Source organism: Silanimonas sp. (assembly GCF_027530345.1).
Classification (GTDB): Bacteria; Pseudomonadota; Gammaproteobacteria; order Xanthomonadales; family Xanthomonadaceae; genus Silanimonas.
Map to the genome: position 1 here is coordinate 111,952 of NZ_JAPZQK010000008.1, position 15,910 is coordinate 127,861.

The window sequence follows — 15,910 nt, forward strand, 5'->3', positions numbered from 1 at the left end:
TCAGGTTTATTGCAATCATTGGTCAGAGTCTTGGCACTACTGAGGCGCCCTGATTTCGATGCTCTGCTGAGTGGGGGGTGCAATGTCGGGCTTCATCTTCCAGCATTCGTACGCTCTGGCGCTCCCCTTCGGGCATGTCGAGTTCCGCGAGTGTGCTGATGAGTTCAGTTGCTTCGTGGACTCGACATTGTTCCGTTAGTAGCGCCAGTAATGCGAAACGTGAGGCATATTCGGTTTGGCCCTCGTTATTGATTCCACGCCTGTAAGCGGCTTCCGCCGCATCAAGGTCACCGAACACCCGCCAGTGCAAATCGCCCATGGCGCGGTGCACCTCGGAGGGCGCTGAGCGCAGTGCGGCCGTGCGTTCGGCCACGCGCTGCAGGGGCGCATCGTCGATGGGGCAGCGCTGCTCCAGCCGGCAGCGGGCCAGCGTGGTGAGCGCCGTGGCTGACGCGGGGAACATCGGGTCGCGCACGCCGGCTTCGAGCTTCTGCCACCACAGCCCCACCTGCCCGGTGCCGCCGCGCGAGTGCAGGATCACGCCCGCTTGCGCCGGCAGCAGGCTGCCGCGCGGCAGGGCGGCGCAGCGGGCCAGCTCACGGTCAGCCGCGACGAAGGCAGGGTGGGTGGGGTCGAAGCCGCTGGCCACGGTGTAGAGCAGGGCGCGGTCGTAGCAGGCGCGGGGTGAGCCGGGTGCGCGCTCGGCATGCAGCTCGGCGAGGCGCACGGGAGAGCCCCAGTGCCCGGCACGCAGCAGGGCCTGCCCGGCCGAGAGCAGCAGCCAGGCGCCCAGCGCCCAGGGCAGGGCGCGGGCTGCTGCGGGCGGCGTCTGCCGCAGCAGCGCGGCGGCAGCGAACAGCAGGCCGAAAGCCGGCAGGTAGTTGCGGTGCTCGAACACGGGCTCCAGCGGCAGGTAGCTGCTGGTGATCAGGTGCCCGGCAAGGAAGAACAGCACGCCCGCGGCCAGCCCGGGCTGGCTGCGGCGCAAAGCCAGCGCCGCAGAGGCGGCCACCAGCCCGGCCAGGAGCGGCAGCACCGCACCCATCGGGTGGGCGAGGGTCTGCGCCACCGGCCAGTCGTCGTAGTAGAAAACCATCGTCGACTCGCGCGGCAGTAGCACCCAGCCCACGTAATGCCACAGGGCACCGGGCTGGCTGAGCAGGCGTTCGGCCGCGCCGTAGTCGCGGACGGCGTAGGCCTCGCTGCTGAAGTAGGCCGGCGCCAGCCCAATGGCCAGTGCCAAGGCGCCCAGTGCGCCGGCGATGGCCATGCCGCGCAGCCACCGGGCATCGCGCGGATTCGCGGTGTCGAAACGGTACAGCGTGGCTTCGGCCACCAGCACGTAGGCGAAGAACAGGGCCGCACTTTCCTTCGCGCCCACACCCGCCAGCGCGATGCCCCCGGCGCCCACCAGCCAGGCCCAGCCGCGCGCGTCGCCGGCGTTCAGGCCCTCGCGGCCGCGGTGGTAGGCCAACAGGCCCAGCAGCACGGCGGTGGCGGCCATCAGCTCCATCCGCTGCACCACGTAGAGCACGCTGGAGACCTGCAAGGGCAGGGTGGCCCAAGCCAGGGCCAGCAGAACGGCGGCGGTGGCGTGGTCGCGTCCGGGCAGGGCCAGCGCCAGCCAGCGGCGGGCCAACAGGGCGACCAACACGGTGTTCAGCAGGTGCCAGAGCAGGCTGTGCAGCTTCCAGCCCAGCGGGTGCCAGTCGAACAACAGGCGGTCGAGCATGAAGCTGGCCATGGCCAATGGGCGGGCGAAGTCACTGGCTTGCGACGAGAACAGCACCTCATGCCACTGCGCGCCCAGCGTCGCCCACGAGAGCGCGCGCAGGGCCGGGTTGTCGACCAGGTTGGGGAAGTCATCGAACAGGAAGCCGCCTCGCACGCCCGGGGCGAACACGGCGGCCACCACCAGCAGGGCGATGGCGAGCAGGGCGGCGGGCGAGCTGCTGGTGGCAGTGTGCGGAGCGGTAGCACTCATCCGCGGATCATCGCCTCGAGCGCGTCGCGCTCGCGAGCGTCCACGCCCAGCCGATGCCGCAGCCAGCGGTGCACTCGGGGCATGCCTGCCGGGGCGGCAGCGGCCTCGCAGCCCGGGAAGCGGTCGTCGAGCCACGCGAGGGCTTCGGCCTTGGCGCCGTGCTCGGCCAACAGCGCGGCGCCCCGCAGCACCGGGCCGCAAGGCAGAGGTGCAGGCAGGGCATCGAGCGCTGCGGCGGCGGCCTCGATGTGCCCTTGCCTTGCGTGCCAGGCCGCTTGGCTGAAGGCGAGGTCGCGGCGCGCTGCTTCCCTTTGCCAATGGGGGTTGGCCGCCGCGGCCTTCAACATCGTCGACGCACTCGGCGCGCTTTCGCTGCAGCGGGCATAGCGCTGGTCGTGATGATCGATGGCGCCGAGGCTGATCTCCAAACCGCGCTTGTCGGCGCCCATGGCTTTCGGAACGGCCGCGCGCACCTCGGTGGATACCGCGCCCATCGCGCACTCCAAGTCGAGCAGGGTCAGGGCGAGTTGGGTGCTGCTGGCCATGTTTTCTCGCCACGAAGCGAGCCGAGCGAGCCCGCGCGCCGGGTCTTCGTACCAGAGGTCCCAGGTGGCGGCGTTCACCTGCGCCCGCTCCGAGGCCGGGCTGCGTTGGGCCCACACCTCGGCCAGCAGGCGCGGCTGTCCCCACAGCCGCGCTTCGCTGTGGAGCACGAGAGCGACGACAGCTACTGCGCCGATGCTGATGGCCGCGCGCAGCGTGGCGGCCAGCGGCAGCCGGGCCAGGCCCACCGCCACCGGCAGGAAGAGCAGGGCGCTGGGCAGGTAGTTGCGGTGGGCGAAGGCCAGTTCGAGGTTCACCGGGCCGGCTTCGATCAGGTGCCCGCCCAGGTAGAACAGGCTCGCGCTGGCCAGCACCGGCGCCCGGTGGCCGAGGGTCACGGCTGCGAGGAGAGCGCCTCCCAGCAGGCCGGCAGGTGCCCAGAAGCGCGGGTCGGCCAGCCCGTCGGGCACCGCGGGCGGGTTGAACATGAGGTCGCCCGAGTGCGGGGCGACGGTGAGCAGGTCGCCCAGGTAGCCCACGAGGATGCCGGGCTGCGCCAGCAGGCGTCCGGCCAGACTGAAGTCGCGGAACTGCTCGGCGCCGGCCATGGCGCCCGGGACCTGCAGGGCCAGCAGCAGCACGAGGCCCAGGGCCGGCAGGGCAGCCAGCGCCGCCACCCATGGTGCTGGCGCGCCGTGCGGCAGGTTTTCGCGCCGCAGCAGGGGCAGCAGCGCCAGGGCCAGCATGGGCAGCAGCAGGCCATTGAGTTTGCAGGCCACGGCCGCGGCGCCGGCCATCAGGTACAGGGCGGCGAACACGGGGCGCCGCTCGGGCGCGGCGCGCCACAGGGCCACGAAAGCGAGCAGGCCCAGCAGGCAGAAGGTGGCGGCCAGCAGGGCGTGACGCTGCACGATGTAGAGCGCGGTGGTGCCCTGCATGGGGTGCAGGGCCCAGAGGGCGGCCGCAACGAACGGCGCCCAGCGCAGGGGGCCGGCCTCGGCGCGCAGCAGGCGCGCGCCCAGCAGGGCCACCAGCACGGCGTTCAGGCCGTGGATGAGCATATTGGTGCGCAGGAACGGGCCGGGCGCGGCCGGCCAGCCTTGTGCATCGATCAAAAAGCTCGCCATGGCGAGCGGCCGGCCCACTGGGTCGGCGATGCCGCTCGTGAGGTAGAGCAGCAGCGGTTGCCAGCCGTCGATGGGGCCGAAGGCGCCCAAGGCCGGCAGGTTGGCGTAGTCGTCGAACAGGAAATCGCCGCTGAGTCCCGGCCTGAGCGCGGCCCCGACCAGCAAGGGCAGAAAAACAAAGGCCGCCCAGAGGGCGGCCTTTGTTGACATCCAATGACGCATGCGAGGGACCGTGCCGCGGGGCCCGCGGCCCGGCGCCTACGCTTAGCGGCAGGAGGTCGGCAGGTACTTGGCGTCGACGGTGCTGGTATTGAGGCAGGTCCACTGAATGGCGCCGCCGTTGTCGCTGGGGGAGAGGATCAGCGTCTCAGTGTCGATGGCTTTGTTGGCCGTGAACGGAGCGGTGGAGGAGAAAGTTGCCGTGATCACGCCAGCGTCAACTTCAACCGACTCGACGTACGTGCCCGCAATGCTGGCCGGGGCAGAAAGGCCGGCCTCTGTGTTGTCGGCCGGGAAATCACCGCGGTTCGCGAAGAACTCCGCCACGGCGGTGCGCGAACCCGAGGCGAGGCTGAGGCCTTCCGAGACCTGGCCGCGGATGGTGTAGTCCTGGTAGGCCGGCAGGGCGATGGCGGCGAGGATGGCGATGATCGCGACGACGATCATCAGTTCGATGAGGGTGAAGCCTTTCTGCTGCGTCATGACGGTGTTCCTTGTTGCGAGGGTGGATAAAGAGGCGCCGGAGGGCGCGTGTGGATGGGGCTAGCCTTCCACGGCCACAGGCCTGTTTCCGGCCCGGGGATTAAAGCACGTGGCGTGCCAGCCCAGCGAGGTGAAGCCGTGTCAACGCCTGTGACGCAGGTCCGGTTGGTGGGGCGGTTTACGCCCGCCGCACCGCTGCTAGGGCAATTTGTGACGCTTAGCGGCAGATGGTGGCGCGGTAGCGGGGCGGCAGGTCGCCGCCGGTGCAGGTCCAGCGCACCGAGCCTTGACCCGCGGCGAAGCTGGGCTCCACCACCACGGTCTTGCCCTGCAGCAGCACATTGGCCTTGCCGCCGTAGGTGATCTCGATGCCCACCGGGATGACCTCGACCTGCGTCACGTATTGGCCAGCGATGCTCGTCTCGGCAGGCAGGCCGGCCGAGGCGTTCGAGGTCGGCAGGCGCCCATAGTTCGCCACGAACTCCCATACGGCGGCGCGGGCGCCCGAGGAAAGCGACAGCCCCTCGGCCGCCTGACTGCGGATGGTGTAGTCCTGGTAGGCCGGCAGGGCAATGGCGGCGAGGATGGCGATGATCGCCACGACGATCATCAGCTCGATCAAGGTGAAGCCGGCGCGGCGATTGGGCATGTCGGTTGATCGCGAAGAAAGCCGAGGCGGCTCAAGCAAGATTGATGCCGATGCCGCCCCCGCGCAACCCGTGCCGAGCGATCCGCTACGCTGCGCGCACTCTTTCAATGCTTGGACGCCGACCCATGCTGGACCGCCGGTGGTTTTCGCCCGCCCTTCTCGGGCTCTTCGTGCTCTCAGGCTTTGCCGGCCTGATCTACCAGTCGATCTGGTCGCACTATCTTGGGTTGACCCTGGGCCACGCGGCCTACGCACAGACGCTGGTGCTGGCCATGTTCATGGGCGGCATGGCGCTAGGTGCCTGGCTGGTGAGCCGCTACGCGCACCGGCTGAAGCGATTGATCCTTGGCTACGCGGTGATCGAGGGTGTGATCGGTGTGATGGGGCTGGTGTTCCATCCGCTCTTCCTCGCCTACACCGGCGTCTCGCAGGAATCGGCCCTGCCTTTCTTCGGCGGGCTGGGCATGGCGTGGCTGTGGCAGTGGGGCTCGGCGGCGGCGCTCATCGCCCCGCAAACGATTCTGTTGGGCGCCACCTTCCCGCTGATGAGCGCCGGTCTGATGCGCGCACGTCTCGGTGAGGACGGCGAGGTCCTCGGCGGGCTGTATTTCACCAACAGCATCGGCGCGGCCTTGGGCGTGCTGGCTGCCACCTTTGTGCTGCTGCCGAGCATTGGCATGCCGGGGGCCATGGCGCTGGCCGGCGGCCTGAACCTGCTGGTGGCTGTGCTGGCTTGGGCCTTGGCCCGCGGCTTGCGCGAAGAGACCCTGCCGCCGCTGCCAGCGCCGGCCGCCGCGACTGAGGCGGGCGGACACGCCACGCCGGAGCTGGCCCATCTTTACCGCGTGCTGCTGGGCGCGACCTTCCTGTCCAGTGCGGCCTCGTTCGTCTACGAGATCGGCTGGGTGCGCCTGCTCAACCAGGCCCTGGGCACCACCCTGCACAGCTTCGAGCTGATGCTGGCCACCTTCATCGCCGGCCTCGCCTTCGGTGGCCTGTGGGTGCGGAAGCGCGCCAAAGCCGTGAAAGACGTGGTGCAGTACGCCGGCTTCGTGCAGGTGCTGATGGGCGTGGCGGCTCTGGTGTCGGTGCCCTTGCTGTCGTCCAGCTTCGAGTGGGTGGGCTGGACGATGCGCGCGCTGGCCCGCACCGAGGAGGGCTACACGCTCTACACGCTGGCCACGGCCGGCATCGCCATGCTGATCATGTTCCCGGCGGCGTTCTTCGCCGGCATGACCCTGCCGCTCTTCACTTCGGCCCTGCTGCGCAAGGGTAGTGGCGAGGCGGCCATCGGCCGGGTGTACGCCGCCAATACCCTGGGCGCCATCGTGGGCGTGATGCTGGCGGTGCACGTGCTCATCCCGATCATCGGCATCCGCCTGACGGTAACGACGGCCGCGCTGGTCGACGCCCTCATCGGCCTCTACCTGCTGCGTGCCGTGAGCCCGGGGGTGTGGATGCCGCGGGTGGCCGTGGCCGGCGTGGCCACGCTGGCCTTCTTCGCGGCCAGCGTGCAGTTCGGCCAGCTTGACCCGCGCGAGCAGATGGCCGGGGTGTTCCGTACCGGCAACGTCAGCGTGCCGGAGTCGGCCGAGGTGACCTTCCTGCGCGACGGTTCCACCGCAACGATCGGCGTCATGGTGGACGGCTCAACGAAGATGATCTCCACCAACGGCAAGCCGGACGCGTCGCTGACGCCCGCCGACCAGGCCCCGACGATGGACGAGATCACCATGCTGATGGCCGCAGCCCTGCCGCTGGCCACGCACCCGGCGCCGGAGCGCGTGGCCATCATCGGCTGGGGCTCGGGCCTGACCACCCACACCATGCTGGGCAGCTCGGTGCCGAAGGTGGTCGACAACATCGAGATCGAGCACGCCATGTGGGAGGGGGCGAAGTTCTTCGCCGAGCGAGTGGACCGCGCCTACCTCGACCCGCGCTCGGAGGTGCACTTCGACGACGCGCGCACCTTCTTCGCGGCCGGCGGGCGTCGCTACGACGTGATCATCTCCGAGCCCTCGAACCCCTGGGTGAGCGGCGTGGCCAGCCTGTTCACCAAGGAGTTCTACCGCTTCCTGCACGGGCACCTCGAGGACGACGGCCAGCTGGTGCAGTGGATCCAGAGCTACGAGATCGACGACCCGATGGTGGCCACCATGGTATCGGCCCTGCTGGAGGTCTTCCCGCAGTCGGAGCTCTACGTGACCAACACCGCCGACCTGCTGATCCTCGCCCGCAAGACGCCGGGGGCTGGCTATCTGCCGGAGCCGTGGGCCACCGAGCCGCTGGCCTCGGAGCTCCGCCGCGTGGGGCTGGGCTCGCCGGCCGACCTTGCGATCCGCCGAATCGGCGGCCCCTCGGTGCTGCGCACTCTCGTGCGCCTGTACGACGCGCCGCCGCACTCCGACTTCTACCCCACGGTGTCGCTGCGCGGGCCGGAGACGCGTTTCCGCAACGCGAGCTCGATGATCCTGCAGCGGCTGGTGTGGTCGGGCCTGCCCGTCCTGGATGCTTTGGAGTGCCGGCGCCCGCCGGCCGAGGCGGCCGGTGTGCTGCCCACCGACATGTCGGTGGCGGTACGCGACCTGTGGCGCGCCGACGCCATCGCCGAAGCGATGGCGGGCCGCGGTACCGGCACGTTTGCCCAAGAGGAAGGCGTGATGCCCCCGATGTTCGCCTACCTGCGCACCGCGCCGCAGGGGCCCGGCGACGCCCGCGAGACCTCGCGCATGCTCGCCGCGATTGCCGAGCATTCGGTCGGCATCCTGTCTGCCGAGCGCATCGGCCCGCTGTGGGCGGAGGCTGTGTGGATCGAGCCCGGTCGGGCGGCGCTGCCCGGCGTGGCTGCGCAGCGCGCCGTGCTGGCGGCGGCGGCGGCCCGCGACTGGCCGGCGCTGGGTCGTGAGGCCGAGGCCCTGCTGGGCGGCGAGGATTTCGCGGGCCTGCATCCTGGGGCACGCGAGCAGGTGCTGGTGCTGGCCATGGTGGCGGCGCTGGCCGAGGGCCGCAGTGAGGCCGTAGCCGAGCTCGAAGCCGAGTATGGCCCCCGCGTGGGGGTGGCAGCGCTGGGCGACCTGCGCGGCTTCCTGATGGCCTTTGCCGACGGCGAGACGGCCTGCGCCTTTACCGCAGCCGGATCGCCAGCACCCGCGCGTCCTGCAGGCTGAACCACACTTCAAGCTCCTGATCGCGGGTGATCAGGGGCAGGCGGCGCACGTCGCTGGGCACGCCGGCGGGAAAGTCGGCCGAGCGCAGCTCGGCGGCCGTCACCGGTTCGGCAGTAGCGTGCACCGCGGCCAACGCCGGATCGCTCAATGGGCGGTGGTGCTGCGGCCGGTACTCGATGTCCGGCTTGCCGTCGACGACCTCGAAAAGCAAGGACTGTCGCGCTTCGGCGTCTTGAGGCGCCACAGCGAGCATTGGCTCTGCGCCCCAGGCCGGGGCCTTGTGTGCTTGGTCGGCGGGGTAAAGCTCGTTCGCGGCCACCAAGGTGGCCCGGTAGGGACTCAGCACGAGGTAGGCCGGCCGGCTGACCCAGGTGGTGTGCAGGCCGTAAGCGAGGGCAGAGGCCTGCAGCAGGGCGATCACCGTGAGGTCGAAGGCCAGCCCCGGCTTGCCCTTCTTGTAGATGAGCAAGGTGATCAGCGGGCCGGCGACGAGGTCCACCGCCGCCACGATCAGCACCAGCCGCATGCCGCCCGCACCCTGCAGCAGCGGGGGCGGGTACCACACGCTGATGACCAGGGCGAGGAATGCGCCCACGACGAGGGCGCTGAGGGCGAGGTGCACGGCCGCGGCCCGCGCGGCGCCTTCACGGATCATGCGGACTCCTATTCGATCCCGTACTTCTTCAGCTTGTAGCGCAGCGCCCGGAAGGTGATGCCCAGGGCTTCGGCAGTCTTGGTGCGGTGCCAGCGGTGCGCGTCCAGCGCGGCGATCAGCGCTTCGCGCTCGATCTGGGCCAGCGTCTCCGGCAGGGCGCCGTCTGCCCGGGCGCGGGCCAGGGCTTCGACGGTGGCCGGCAAGGGCGCATCGGGGGGCTCGGGGGTGTCGGTGTCTGGCGGCAAGGTACGGCCCGTCGGCACGACGACGGCGTCGCCGTGAGCGCCCGTCGCTGGCAGGCCGAGGTCGGTGGCGCGGAGGCTCGGGCCGTCAGCGAGCGCCACGGCGCGTTCCAGCACGTTTTCGAGTTCGCGGACGTTGCCGGGAAAGGGGTAGGCGGCCAGGGCGGCGCGGGCGTCGTCGGCAAGGTCGAGCGCAAGGCCCTGCTCGCGGGCGATGCGGGCCAGCACGGCCTCGGCGATGGCCGGGATGTCCTCGCGGCGCTCCCGCAGCGGCGGCACGGGCAGGGCGATCACGTTGATGCGGTAGAACAGGTCGTGGCGGAAGCGGCCGTCGTCGACCAGTTTCGCCAGGTCCTTGTGGGTGGCCGAGAGGATGCGCACGTCGACCGGCACCTCGCTCGGCGCGCCGACCGGGCGCACGGCCTTCTCCTGGATGACGCGCAGCAGCTTCACCTGCATGTGCAGGGGCAGCTCGGCGATCTCGTCGAGGAACAAGGTGCCGCCCTGCGCGGCCTGGAACAGGCCGTCCTTGTCGGCGTGGGCCCCGGTGAAGCTGCCCTTGCGGTGGCCGAACAGCTCGCTTTCCATCAACTCCGCGGGGATGGCGCCGCAGTTCACCGGCACGAAGGGGCCGTCCTTGCGCGGGCTCTGGGCGTGAACCAGGCGCGCCACCAGCTCCTTGCCGGTTCCGGACTCGCCGCAGATGAAGACCGGGGCCTGGCTGCGCGCCACCTTGACGGCGGTCTCGCGCAGCTGGCGCATGGCCGGGGAATCGCCGATCAGCCGCGGCGTGTGGGCCTGCGCGGCGGCACGGCGCTGCACGCCGAGGTTCAGCGCGTGGGTGACGAGCTGGCGCAGCACGGCCAGGTCGACCGGCTTGGTGACGAAATCGAAGGCGCCGGCCTTCAGCGCGGCGACGGCGGCTTCGACATTGCCGTAGGCCGTCATCATCGCCACCGGTGTGTTCGGGTGACGCGCGGCGATGTGTTCGACCAACTGCGTGCCGTTGCCGTCGGGCAGGCGCATGTCGGTGAGGCAGAAGTCGAAATCGTGCGTCTGCAGCTGGGCGCGCGCTTGGGCGAGATCACCGGCGGTTTCCACCCGCAGGCCCATGCGCCCGAGGGTGAGCGCCACCAGCTCGCGGATGTCGCGTTCGTCGTCGACGATGAGGGCGCTGCGCGAAATCATGGGGTCCCGGGGCGTCCTGGCCGTTCGCTAGCGTAACGGCCCGGCAGCCGGATGCGGAAACAGGCGCCGCCGCCGGGCACGGCCACGAAGCGCAGGCTGCCCTGGTTGGCTTCACAGAGCTGGCGGGCGATGTAGAGGCCGAGGCCGGTGCCGTGCTCGCTGGTCGTATAGAAGGGCTCGAACAGCCGGGCGGCGACGGCCGGTGGGATGCCGGGGCCATGGTCGACCACGTCGAGATCGACAGCGCCAGCTTCGGCCGAATCGCCTGTGGCGGGCTGGGCGCGCAGCAGCACGCGGGCCGGTTGGCCGGGCAGGCGGCCGTAGGCGCGGGCGTTGTCGACCAGCACGGTGAGCACCTGCAGCAGGTGGCGCGGGTCGACCATCGCGCTCAAGGGCCCGCCGCTGCGCTCGTCGAGCTGGTCGGCGCCCAGCGGGTGCATGGTGCGGTACTCGCCAACGAAGCGCTGCAGGAGACGGGGCAGGTCCACCACTTCGGCCTGCGCGCTCTCGCGGCGGGCGAGCCCGAGCACGCTGTCGACGATGCCATCCATGCGCTGGCACTGGCCCTGGATGATCTCCAGCAGTTGGCGGTCGGCCTCGGGCATGCCGGGGGATTCGTCCAGCAGTTGCGCGGCGTGGAGGATGGCCGAGAGCGGGTTGCGGATCTCGTGGGCGATGCTGGCGCCGAGCCGGCCCAGCGTGGCGAGAGTGAGCTCCTCGGCGCGGCCGCTGTAATGGCGCGCATCGTCGAGGAAGCAGAGGTACAGCTCATCGCGGACGCCGGTGGCGGCGAAGCGCGGCAGCAGTTCGGGGCCGTCTTCGCCCACCCGCAGGCTGCGCGGCTGCACTTCGCCGGTGCTGCGCCAGCGCCGCAGCAGGGCATCGAGCGGCGGGTGCAGGTCGGCGAGGCGCTGCGCTTCACCCTTCGCCCCGAGCAGGGCCCAGGCGGCCTCGTTGAACAGCCGGATGCGGTGCTGGCCGTCCACCACCAGCACGCCGGTGCGCATACGGCGGATGACCAGTTCATTCAATTGCGCCAGTTGGGCCACTTCGCTGCCGCGCTCGTCGGCCAGCGCCTCGGTGCGGGCGAGCTCGCGGCGCAGGAACTGCGAGAAGGCCGCGCCGGCGAGGTAGCAGACGGCGAACATCGCCGGTTCCACCAGCGGGCGGTCGTCGCGGGCGGCCAAAGTGCTGATGGCGAATTCGCCGAACACGGCGCCCGCGGCCAGCAGGGCCAGCGCCATCGACAGCCGGAAACCGACGATCAGGCTGCCGATGGTGATGTTGAACAGCAGCAGCAGGCCGATCGCGGCGTCGAGGCCCTGCTGGGCGGAAAGCGCGGTCGCGGCAATGATGATGTCGAGGGCCAGGCCCCAGCCGCCCTGGATGGGCAGGGTCGCGCCCTCGCGGCGGCTGGCCCAGAGCAGGCCCAGCGAGAGCAGCAGGTACAGCGTGCCGGCCCCGCGCAGCAGAGGGCCGTCGACGGCGCTCAGCAGCCCGAGGTGCTCGGGGGTCCAGGCCAGCGTGGCCAGCAGCACCGCCTCCAGCACGCGGTAAAGGGCGAAGCCGAACAGCTCGCGCTGCTGCACGCCGCCTTGGGGCAGTTGGCTGGTCGAGCGGACGAAGGGCATGGGCGCACTGTAGCGGCCCGGCGCGGCCGGCGGGCCGGTGCGGGCGCCGCGTTTTGCCTTCCCCGCCCCGAGCGACGACAATACGCGCCCCGTCGGCGGGCGCATCCCGAATCGCCACCCCGATGGCCCTCATCCCCGCGGCACCGTGCCGCCCTGACCCAGGTGTCCCATGAATTTCCACGAGTACCAGGCCAAAGAGCTGTTCGCCGAGGTCGGCATTCCCGTTCCCGCCGGCCAGATCGCCCGCACCGCCGATGAAGCCGTCGAGGCCGCCAAGGCGCTCGGAGGCGACTTCTGGGTGGTCAAGGCGCAGATCCATGCGGGCGGCCGCGGCAAGGCCGGCGGCGTGAAGCTCTGCAAGAGCCTTGACGCCGTCAAGGAAGCCGCTGCCGGCATGCTCGGCCGCAAGATGGAGACCTACCAGTCGGGTGGCCGCGCGCTGCCGATCGACGTGGTGCTGGTGACCGAGGCCTCGGACATCGCCAAGGAGCTCTACATCTCGGCGCTGGTCGACCGTTCGACCAAGTCGATCACCTTCATCTGCTCGGCCGAAGGCGGCGTGGAGATCGAGAAGGTCGCGGCCGAGACGCCGGAGCTGATCCACACGGTGCATGTGAACTTCGTCGAAGGCCTGCAGCCCTACCAGTGCCGCCAGGTTGGCTTCGCGATGGGCCTGAACGCCAAGCAGTGCGGCCAGCTCACCAAGATCATGATGGGCCTGTTCACCCTCTTCAACAAGTACGACCTGTCGCTGATCGAGCTGAACCCGCTCGCGATCAACAACCACGGCGACCTGATGGCGCTCGACGGCAAGGTGAACTCGGACGACAACGCCGAATTCCGCCAGCCGAAGACCACGGCCATGCGCGACATCGCGCAGGAAGACGAAGCCGAAGTGCTGGCCGTCAAGTACAACCTCAACTACGTGACGATGGACGGCAACATCGGCTGCCTCGTCAACGGCGCCGGTCTGGCGATGGCCACGATGGACGTCATCCAGTTGAACGGCGGCGAGCCGGCCAACTTCCTCGACGTCGGCGGCGGCGCCACCAAGGAGCGCGTGACCGAGGCCTTCAAGCTCATCCTGAGCTCGGACAAGGTCAAGGCGATCTTCGTCAACATCTTCGGCGGCATCGTCCGCTGCGACATGATCGCGGAAGGCATCATCGCCGCGGTCAAGGAAGTGGACGTCAAGGTGCCGGTGATCGTGCGTCTCGAAGGCACCAACGTCGAGAAGGGCAAGGAACTGCTGAAGAACTCGGGCCTCGCGATCCAGCCGGCCGACGACATCAACGACGGCGCGAAGAAAGCCGTCGCCGCCGCTGCCTGATCACGACACCAAGGAATCGAACATGAGCGTTCTCGTCAACAAGAACACCAAGGTGATCGTGCAGGGCTTCACCGGCCAGCAGGGCACCTTCCACGCCGAGCAGATGCTCGACTACGGCACCAAGGTCGTCGGCGGCGTCACGCCCGGCAAGGGCGGCACCACCCACATCGGCCTGCCGGTCTTCAACACGGTGCAGGACGCGGTCGACGAGACCGGCGCCGACGCCTCGGTCATCTACGTGCCGCCGCCGTTCGCGGCCGACGCCATCCTCGAAGCCGCCGCCGCCGGCATCCGCCTGATCGTCTGCATCACCGAAGGCATCCCGGTGCTGGACATGCTGCGCGTCAAGCACGTGCTGGCCCAGTACGACGACGTCGTGCTGATCGGCCCGAACTGCCCCGGCGTGATCACGCCCGGCGAGTGCAAGATCGGCATCATGCCGGGCCACATCCACATGCCGGGCAAGATCGGCATCGTGTCGCGCTCGGGCACGCTGACGTACGAAGCCGTGAAGCAGACCACCGACGCCGGCCTCGGCCAGTCGACCTGCATCGGCATCGGCGGCGACCCGATCAACGGCACCAACTTCATCGACGCCCTGCAGCTGTTCCAGGACGACCCGCAGACCGAAGGCATCATCATGGTCGGCGAGATCGGCGGTTCGGCCGAGGAAGAAGCGGCCGAGTTCATCAGCGAGTACGTGACCAAGCCGGTCGTCGGCTTCATCGCCGGTTCGTCGGCCCCTCCGGGCAAGCGCATGGGCCACGCCGGCGCCATCGCTTCGGGCGGCCAGGGCACGGCGGAAGGCAAGTTCGCTGCGCTCGAGAAGGCTGGCGTCGTCACCGTGAAGTCGCCCGGCGACCTCGGTGCCGCCATCGCCAAGCTGCTGAAGAAGTAAGGGCCGCGGCGCGCAAGCGTCGGGGTTCGTGGAACGACGAAGGCCGCCCGCAGGGGCGGCCTTCGTGTTTTCGGGCCGGCCTGCGGCACGCGACTTCCACCGCGACGACGCGCGACACTATGGCCCCCGGATGCCCGACGCCCCTCGATGACGCTGCGCCTCGCTCTCGCCCAGTTCGACTGCCCCGTCGGTGCCGTCGCCGCCAACGCCGACCGCGTGATCGCATGGATCACGCAAGCGCGTGACACGCATCGCGCCGACCTCGTGGTGTTCCCGGAGCTGACGCTCTCGGGCTATCCGCCGGAAGACCTGTTGGAACGGCCCGGTTTCCTGGCCGAGTGCGCCGCGCAGCTGCAGCGGGTGGCGCTGTCCTGCACCGGCGGCATCACCGCGATCGTCGGCTGGCCCGAGGCCGTGGGCGGCGTGGTGTTCAACGCGGCGACCGTGCTGCGCGATGGCCGCGTCGAAGCGACGTATCGCAAACGGAAGCTGCCGAATTACGCCGTGTTCGACGAACGTCGGCACTTCGCCCCGGGTCACGAGGACTGCGTGGTCGAAGTCGCCGGCGTGCCGGTGGGCGTGATCGTCTGCGAAGACCTCTGGCACCCCGAGCCGATCGCGGCGACGGTGGCCGCAGGTGCGCGGCTGGTCGTGGTGCCGAACGCTTCGCCCTTCGAACGCGACAAGCTGGCCGACCGCGATGCCCTGCTGGCGATGCGCACCGCCGAGTCGCGCACGGCGATCGCCTACCTCAACCTCGTCGGCGGGCAGGACGAGCTGGTCTTCGATGGGGCTTCGGTGCTGGCCGATGCCGACGGCCGCCTGCATCCGGCCGCGCGTGCTTTCGAGGATCAGTGGCTGATCACCGATTTCGATGCGGCCAGCGGCCGCTTCGCGCCCTTGCTTTGGCCGCCGGAAGACGACGAGTCGCGCGAGTCGCTGGCGTATCGCGCGGCCGTTCGCGGCCTGCGTGACTACTGCGGCAAGAACGGCTTCAAGACGACGTGGCTCGGGCTCTCGGGCGGCATCGACTCCGGCCTGGTGCTGGCGATGGCGGTCGATGCGCTGGGGGCGGCGAACGTCACCGCCGTGCGCCTGCCCTCGCGCTACACCTCCGACCTGTCGAACGACCTCGCCGCCGAGCAGGCCGCGGCACTCGGCGTGCGGCTGGAGACCGTCGCGATCGAAGCGCCGTTCGAGGGCTTTCTCAAGGCCCTCGGGCCGCTGTTCGACGGCCTCGCGCCGGACGTGACGGAGGAGAACCTGCAGTCGCGCTGCCGCGGCGCGCTGATGATGGCCTTGGCCAACAAGAAGGGCGGCCTGCTGCTGACGACCGGCAACAAAAGCGAGTACGCGGTCGGCTACGCCACCATCTACGGCGACATGTGCGGCGGCTACGCGCCGATCAAGGACCTCTACAAGATGGAAGTCTTCGCGCTGGCGCGATGGCGCAACGCGCGGCAGCCGGCGGGCGCGCCGCCGGCCATCCCCGAGACGGTGATCACCCGGCCGCCGTCGGCCGAGCTGCGCGAGAACCAGACCGACCAGGATTCGCTGCCGCCCTACGCGTTGCTCGACGCCATCCTCGAAGCGCACATCGAAGGTCGCGAAGGCCGTGAGGCCCTGCTGGCCCGGGGCTTTCCGATCGAGTCCGTCGATCAGGTGCTCCGCCTGGTCCGCATCAGCGAGTGGAAGCGCCGGCAGGCCGCGCCGGGGCCGAAGCTCTCGCGCCGCGCCTTCGGCCGCGAGCGGCGCTACCCGATCACCAACGGCTGGCGAAGCTGAGGCCGGAAA

General features: G+C 70.1%; 11 protein-coding genes. 4 read left to right on the forward strand and 7 right to left on the reverse strand.

Going from position 1 to position 15,910, the window contains the following annotated elements; translation table 11 throughout:
- Positions 1-22: 22 nt before the first annotated feature.
- The 4 genes from O9255_RS05115 to O9255_RS05130 form a co-directional block, all read right to left on the reverse strand.
- The gene (locus O9255_RS05115) at positions 23-1,984 is read right to left on the reverse strand and encodes a hypothetical protein (RefSeq protein ID WP_297865765.1); all 1,962 of its coding nucleotides are present in this window, start codon (positions 1,982-1,984) and stop codon (positions 23-25) included.
- A complete protein-coding gene (locus O9255_RS05120) occupies positions 1,981-3,864 on the reverse strand; it encodes a hypothetical protein (protein WP_297865766.1) in 1,884 nt (627 codons plus the stop codon). The genes O9255_RS05115 and O9255_RS05120 overlap by 4 nt, the downstream gene beginning before the upstream one ends.
- A 54-nt stretch (positions 3,865-3,918) precedes the next feature.
- Positions 3,919-4,356, reverse strand: a complete 438-nt coding sequence (locus O9255_RS05125) for a pilin (RefSeq protein WP_297865767.1) — start codon at positions 4,354-4,356, stop codon at positions 3,919-3,921.
- A 217-nt stretch (positions 4,357-4,573) separates the two neighbouring features.
- Positions 4,574-5,005: a pilin gene (locus O9255_RS05130; RefSeq protein WP_297865768.1), complete on the reverse strand. Its 432-nt coding sequence runs from the start codon at positions 5,003-5,005 to the stop codon at positions 4,574-4,576.
- 125 nt (positions 5,006-5,130) lie between these two features.
- Between O9255_RS05130 and O9255_RS05135 the strand changes: the two genes are divergently transcribed.
- Positions 5,131-8,172, forward strand: a complete 3,042-nt coding sequence (locus O9255_RS05135) for a fused MFS/spermidine synthase (RefSeq protein WP_297865769.1) — start codon at positions 5,131-5,133, stop codon at positions 8,170-8,172.
- Here the strand turns inward: O9255_RS05135 and O9255_RS05140 are convergent.
- The 3 genes from O9255_RS05140 to O9255_RS05150 are packed head-to-tail and all read right to left on the reverse strand — an operon-like array spanning position 8,129 to position 11,888.
- Positions 8,129-8,827, reverse strand: coding sequence for a hypothetical protein (locus O9255_RS05140; protein ID WP_297865770.1), 699 nt, complete (start codon positions 8,825-8,827; stop codon positions 8,129-8,131). The genes O9255_RS05135 and O9255_RS05140 overlap by 44 nt on opposite strands.
- Before the next feature lie 8 nt (positions 8,828-8,835).
- Positions 8,836-10,257, reverse strand: coding sequence for a sigma-54 dependent transcriptional regulator (locus tag O9255_RS05145; protein WP_297865771.1), 1,422 nt, complete (start codon positions 10,255-10,257; stop codon positions 8,836-8,838).
- Positions 10,254-11,888 carry a HAMP domain-containing sensor histidine kinase gene (locus O9255_RS05150; RefSeq protein WP_297865772.1) on the reverse strand — a complete coding sequence of 545 codons (1,635 nt, stop codon included), beginning with the start codon at positions 11,886-11,888 and terminating at the stop codon, positions 10,254-10,256. The genes O9255_RS05145 and O9255_RS05150 overlap by 4 nt, the downstream gene beginning before the upstream one ends.
- Positions 11,889-12,057: 169 nt before the next feature.
- On the opposite strand from O9255_RS05150, the gene sucC reads away from it, so the two are divergent.
- The 3 genes from sucC (at position 12,058) to O9255_RS05165 (ending at position 15,901) form a co-directional block, all read left to right on the forward strand.
- Positions 12,058-13,218: an ADP-forming succinate--CoA ligase subunit beta gene (gene sucC / locus O9255_RS05155; protein WP_297865773.1), complete on the forward strand. Its 1,161-nt coding sequence runs from the start codon at positions 12,058-12,060 to the stop codon at positions 13,216-13,218.
- 22 nt (positions 13,219-13,240) lie between these two features.
- Positions 13,241-14,116 (forward strand): succinate--CoA ligase subunit alpha, encoded by an 876-nt coding sequence (gene sucD / locus O9255_RS05160; protein ID WP_297865774.1) that lies wholly within the window; start codon positions 13,241-13,243, stop codon positions 14,114-14,116.
- A 147-nt stretch (positions 14,117-14,263) separates the two neighbouring features.
- A complete protein-coding gene (locus O9255_RS05165) occupies positions 14,264-15,901 on the forward strand; it encodes an NAD+ synthase (protein WP_297865775.1) in 1,638 nt (545 codons plus the stop codon).
- Positions 15,902-15,910: the final 9 nt, after the last annotated feature.

Coding starts and splice junctions, on each gene's coding strand:
- O9255_RS05115 (WP_297865765.1), bottom strand. CDS start 1,984: ATGAGTGCTACCGCTCCGCACACTGCCACCAGCAGCTCGCCCGCCGCC.
- O9255_RS05120 (WP_297865766.1), bottom strand. CDS start 3,864: ATGTCAACAAAGGCCGCCCTCTGGGCGGCCTTTGTTTTTCTGCCCTTG.
- O9255_RS05125 (WP_297865767.1), bottom strand. CDS start 4,356: ATGACGCAGCAGAAAGGCTTCACCCTCATCGAACTGATGATCGTCGTC.
- O9255_RS05130 (WP_297865768.1), bottom strand. CDS start 5,005: ATGCCCAATCGCCGCGCCGGCTTCACCTTGATCGAGCTGATGATCGTC.
- O9255_RS05135 (WP_297865769.1), top strand. CDS start 5,131: ATGCTGGACCGCCGGTGGTTTTCGCCCGCCCTTCTCGGGCTCTTCGTG.
- O9255_RS05140 (WP_297865770.1), bottom strand. CDS start 8,827: ATGATCCGTGAAGGCGCCGCGCGGGCCGCGGCCGTGCACCTCGCCCTC.
- O9255_RS05145 (WP_297865771.1), bottom strand. CDS start 10,257: ATGATTTCGCGCAGCGCCCTCATCGTCGACGACGAACGCGACATCCGC.
- O9255_RS05150 (WP_297865772.1), bottom strand. CDS start 11,888: ATGCCCTTCGTCCGCTCGACCAGCCAACTGCCCCAAGGCGGCGTGCAG.
- sucC (WP_297865773.1), top strand. CDS start 12,058: ATGAATTTCCACGAGTACCAGGCCAAAGAGCTGTTCGCCGAGGTCGGC.
- sucD (WP_297865774.1), top strand. CDS start 13,241: ATGAGCGTTCTCGTCAACAAGAACACCAAGGTGATCGTGCAGGGCTTC.
- O9255_RS05165 (WP_297865775.1), top strand. CDS start 14,264: ATGACGCTGCGCCTCGCTCTCGCCCAGTTCGACTGCCCCGTCGGTGCC.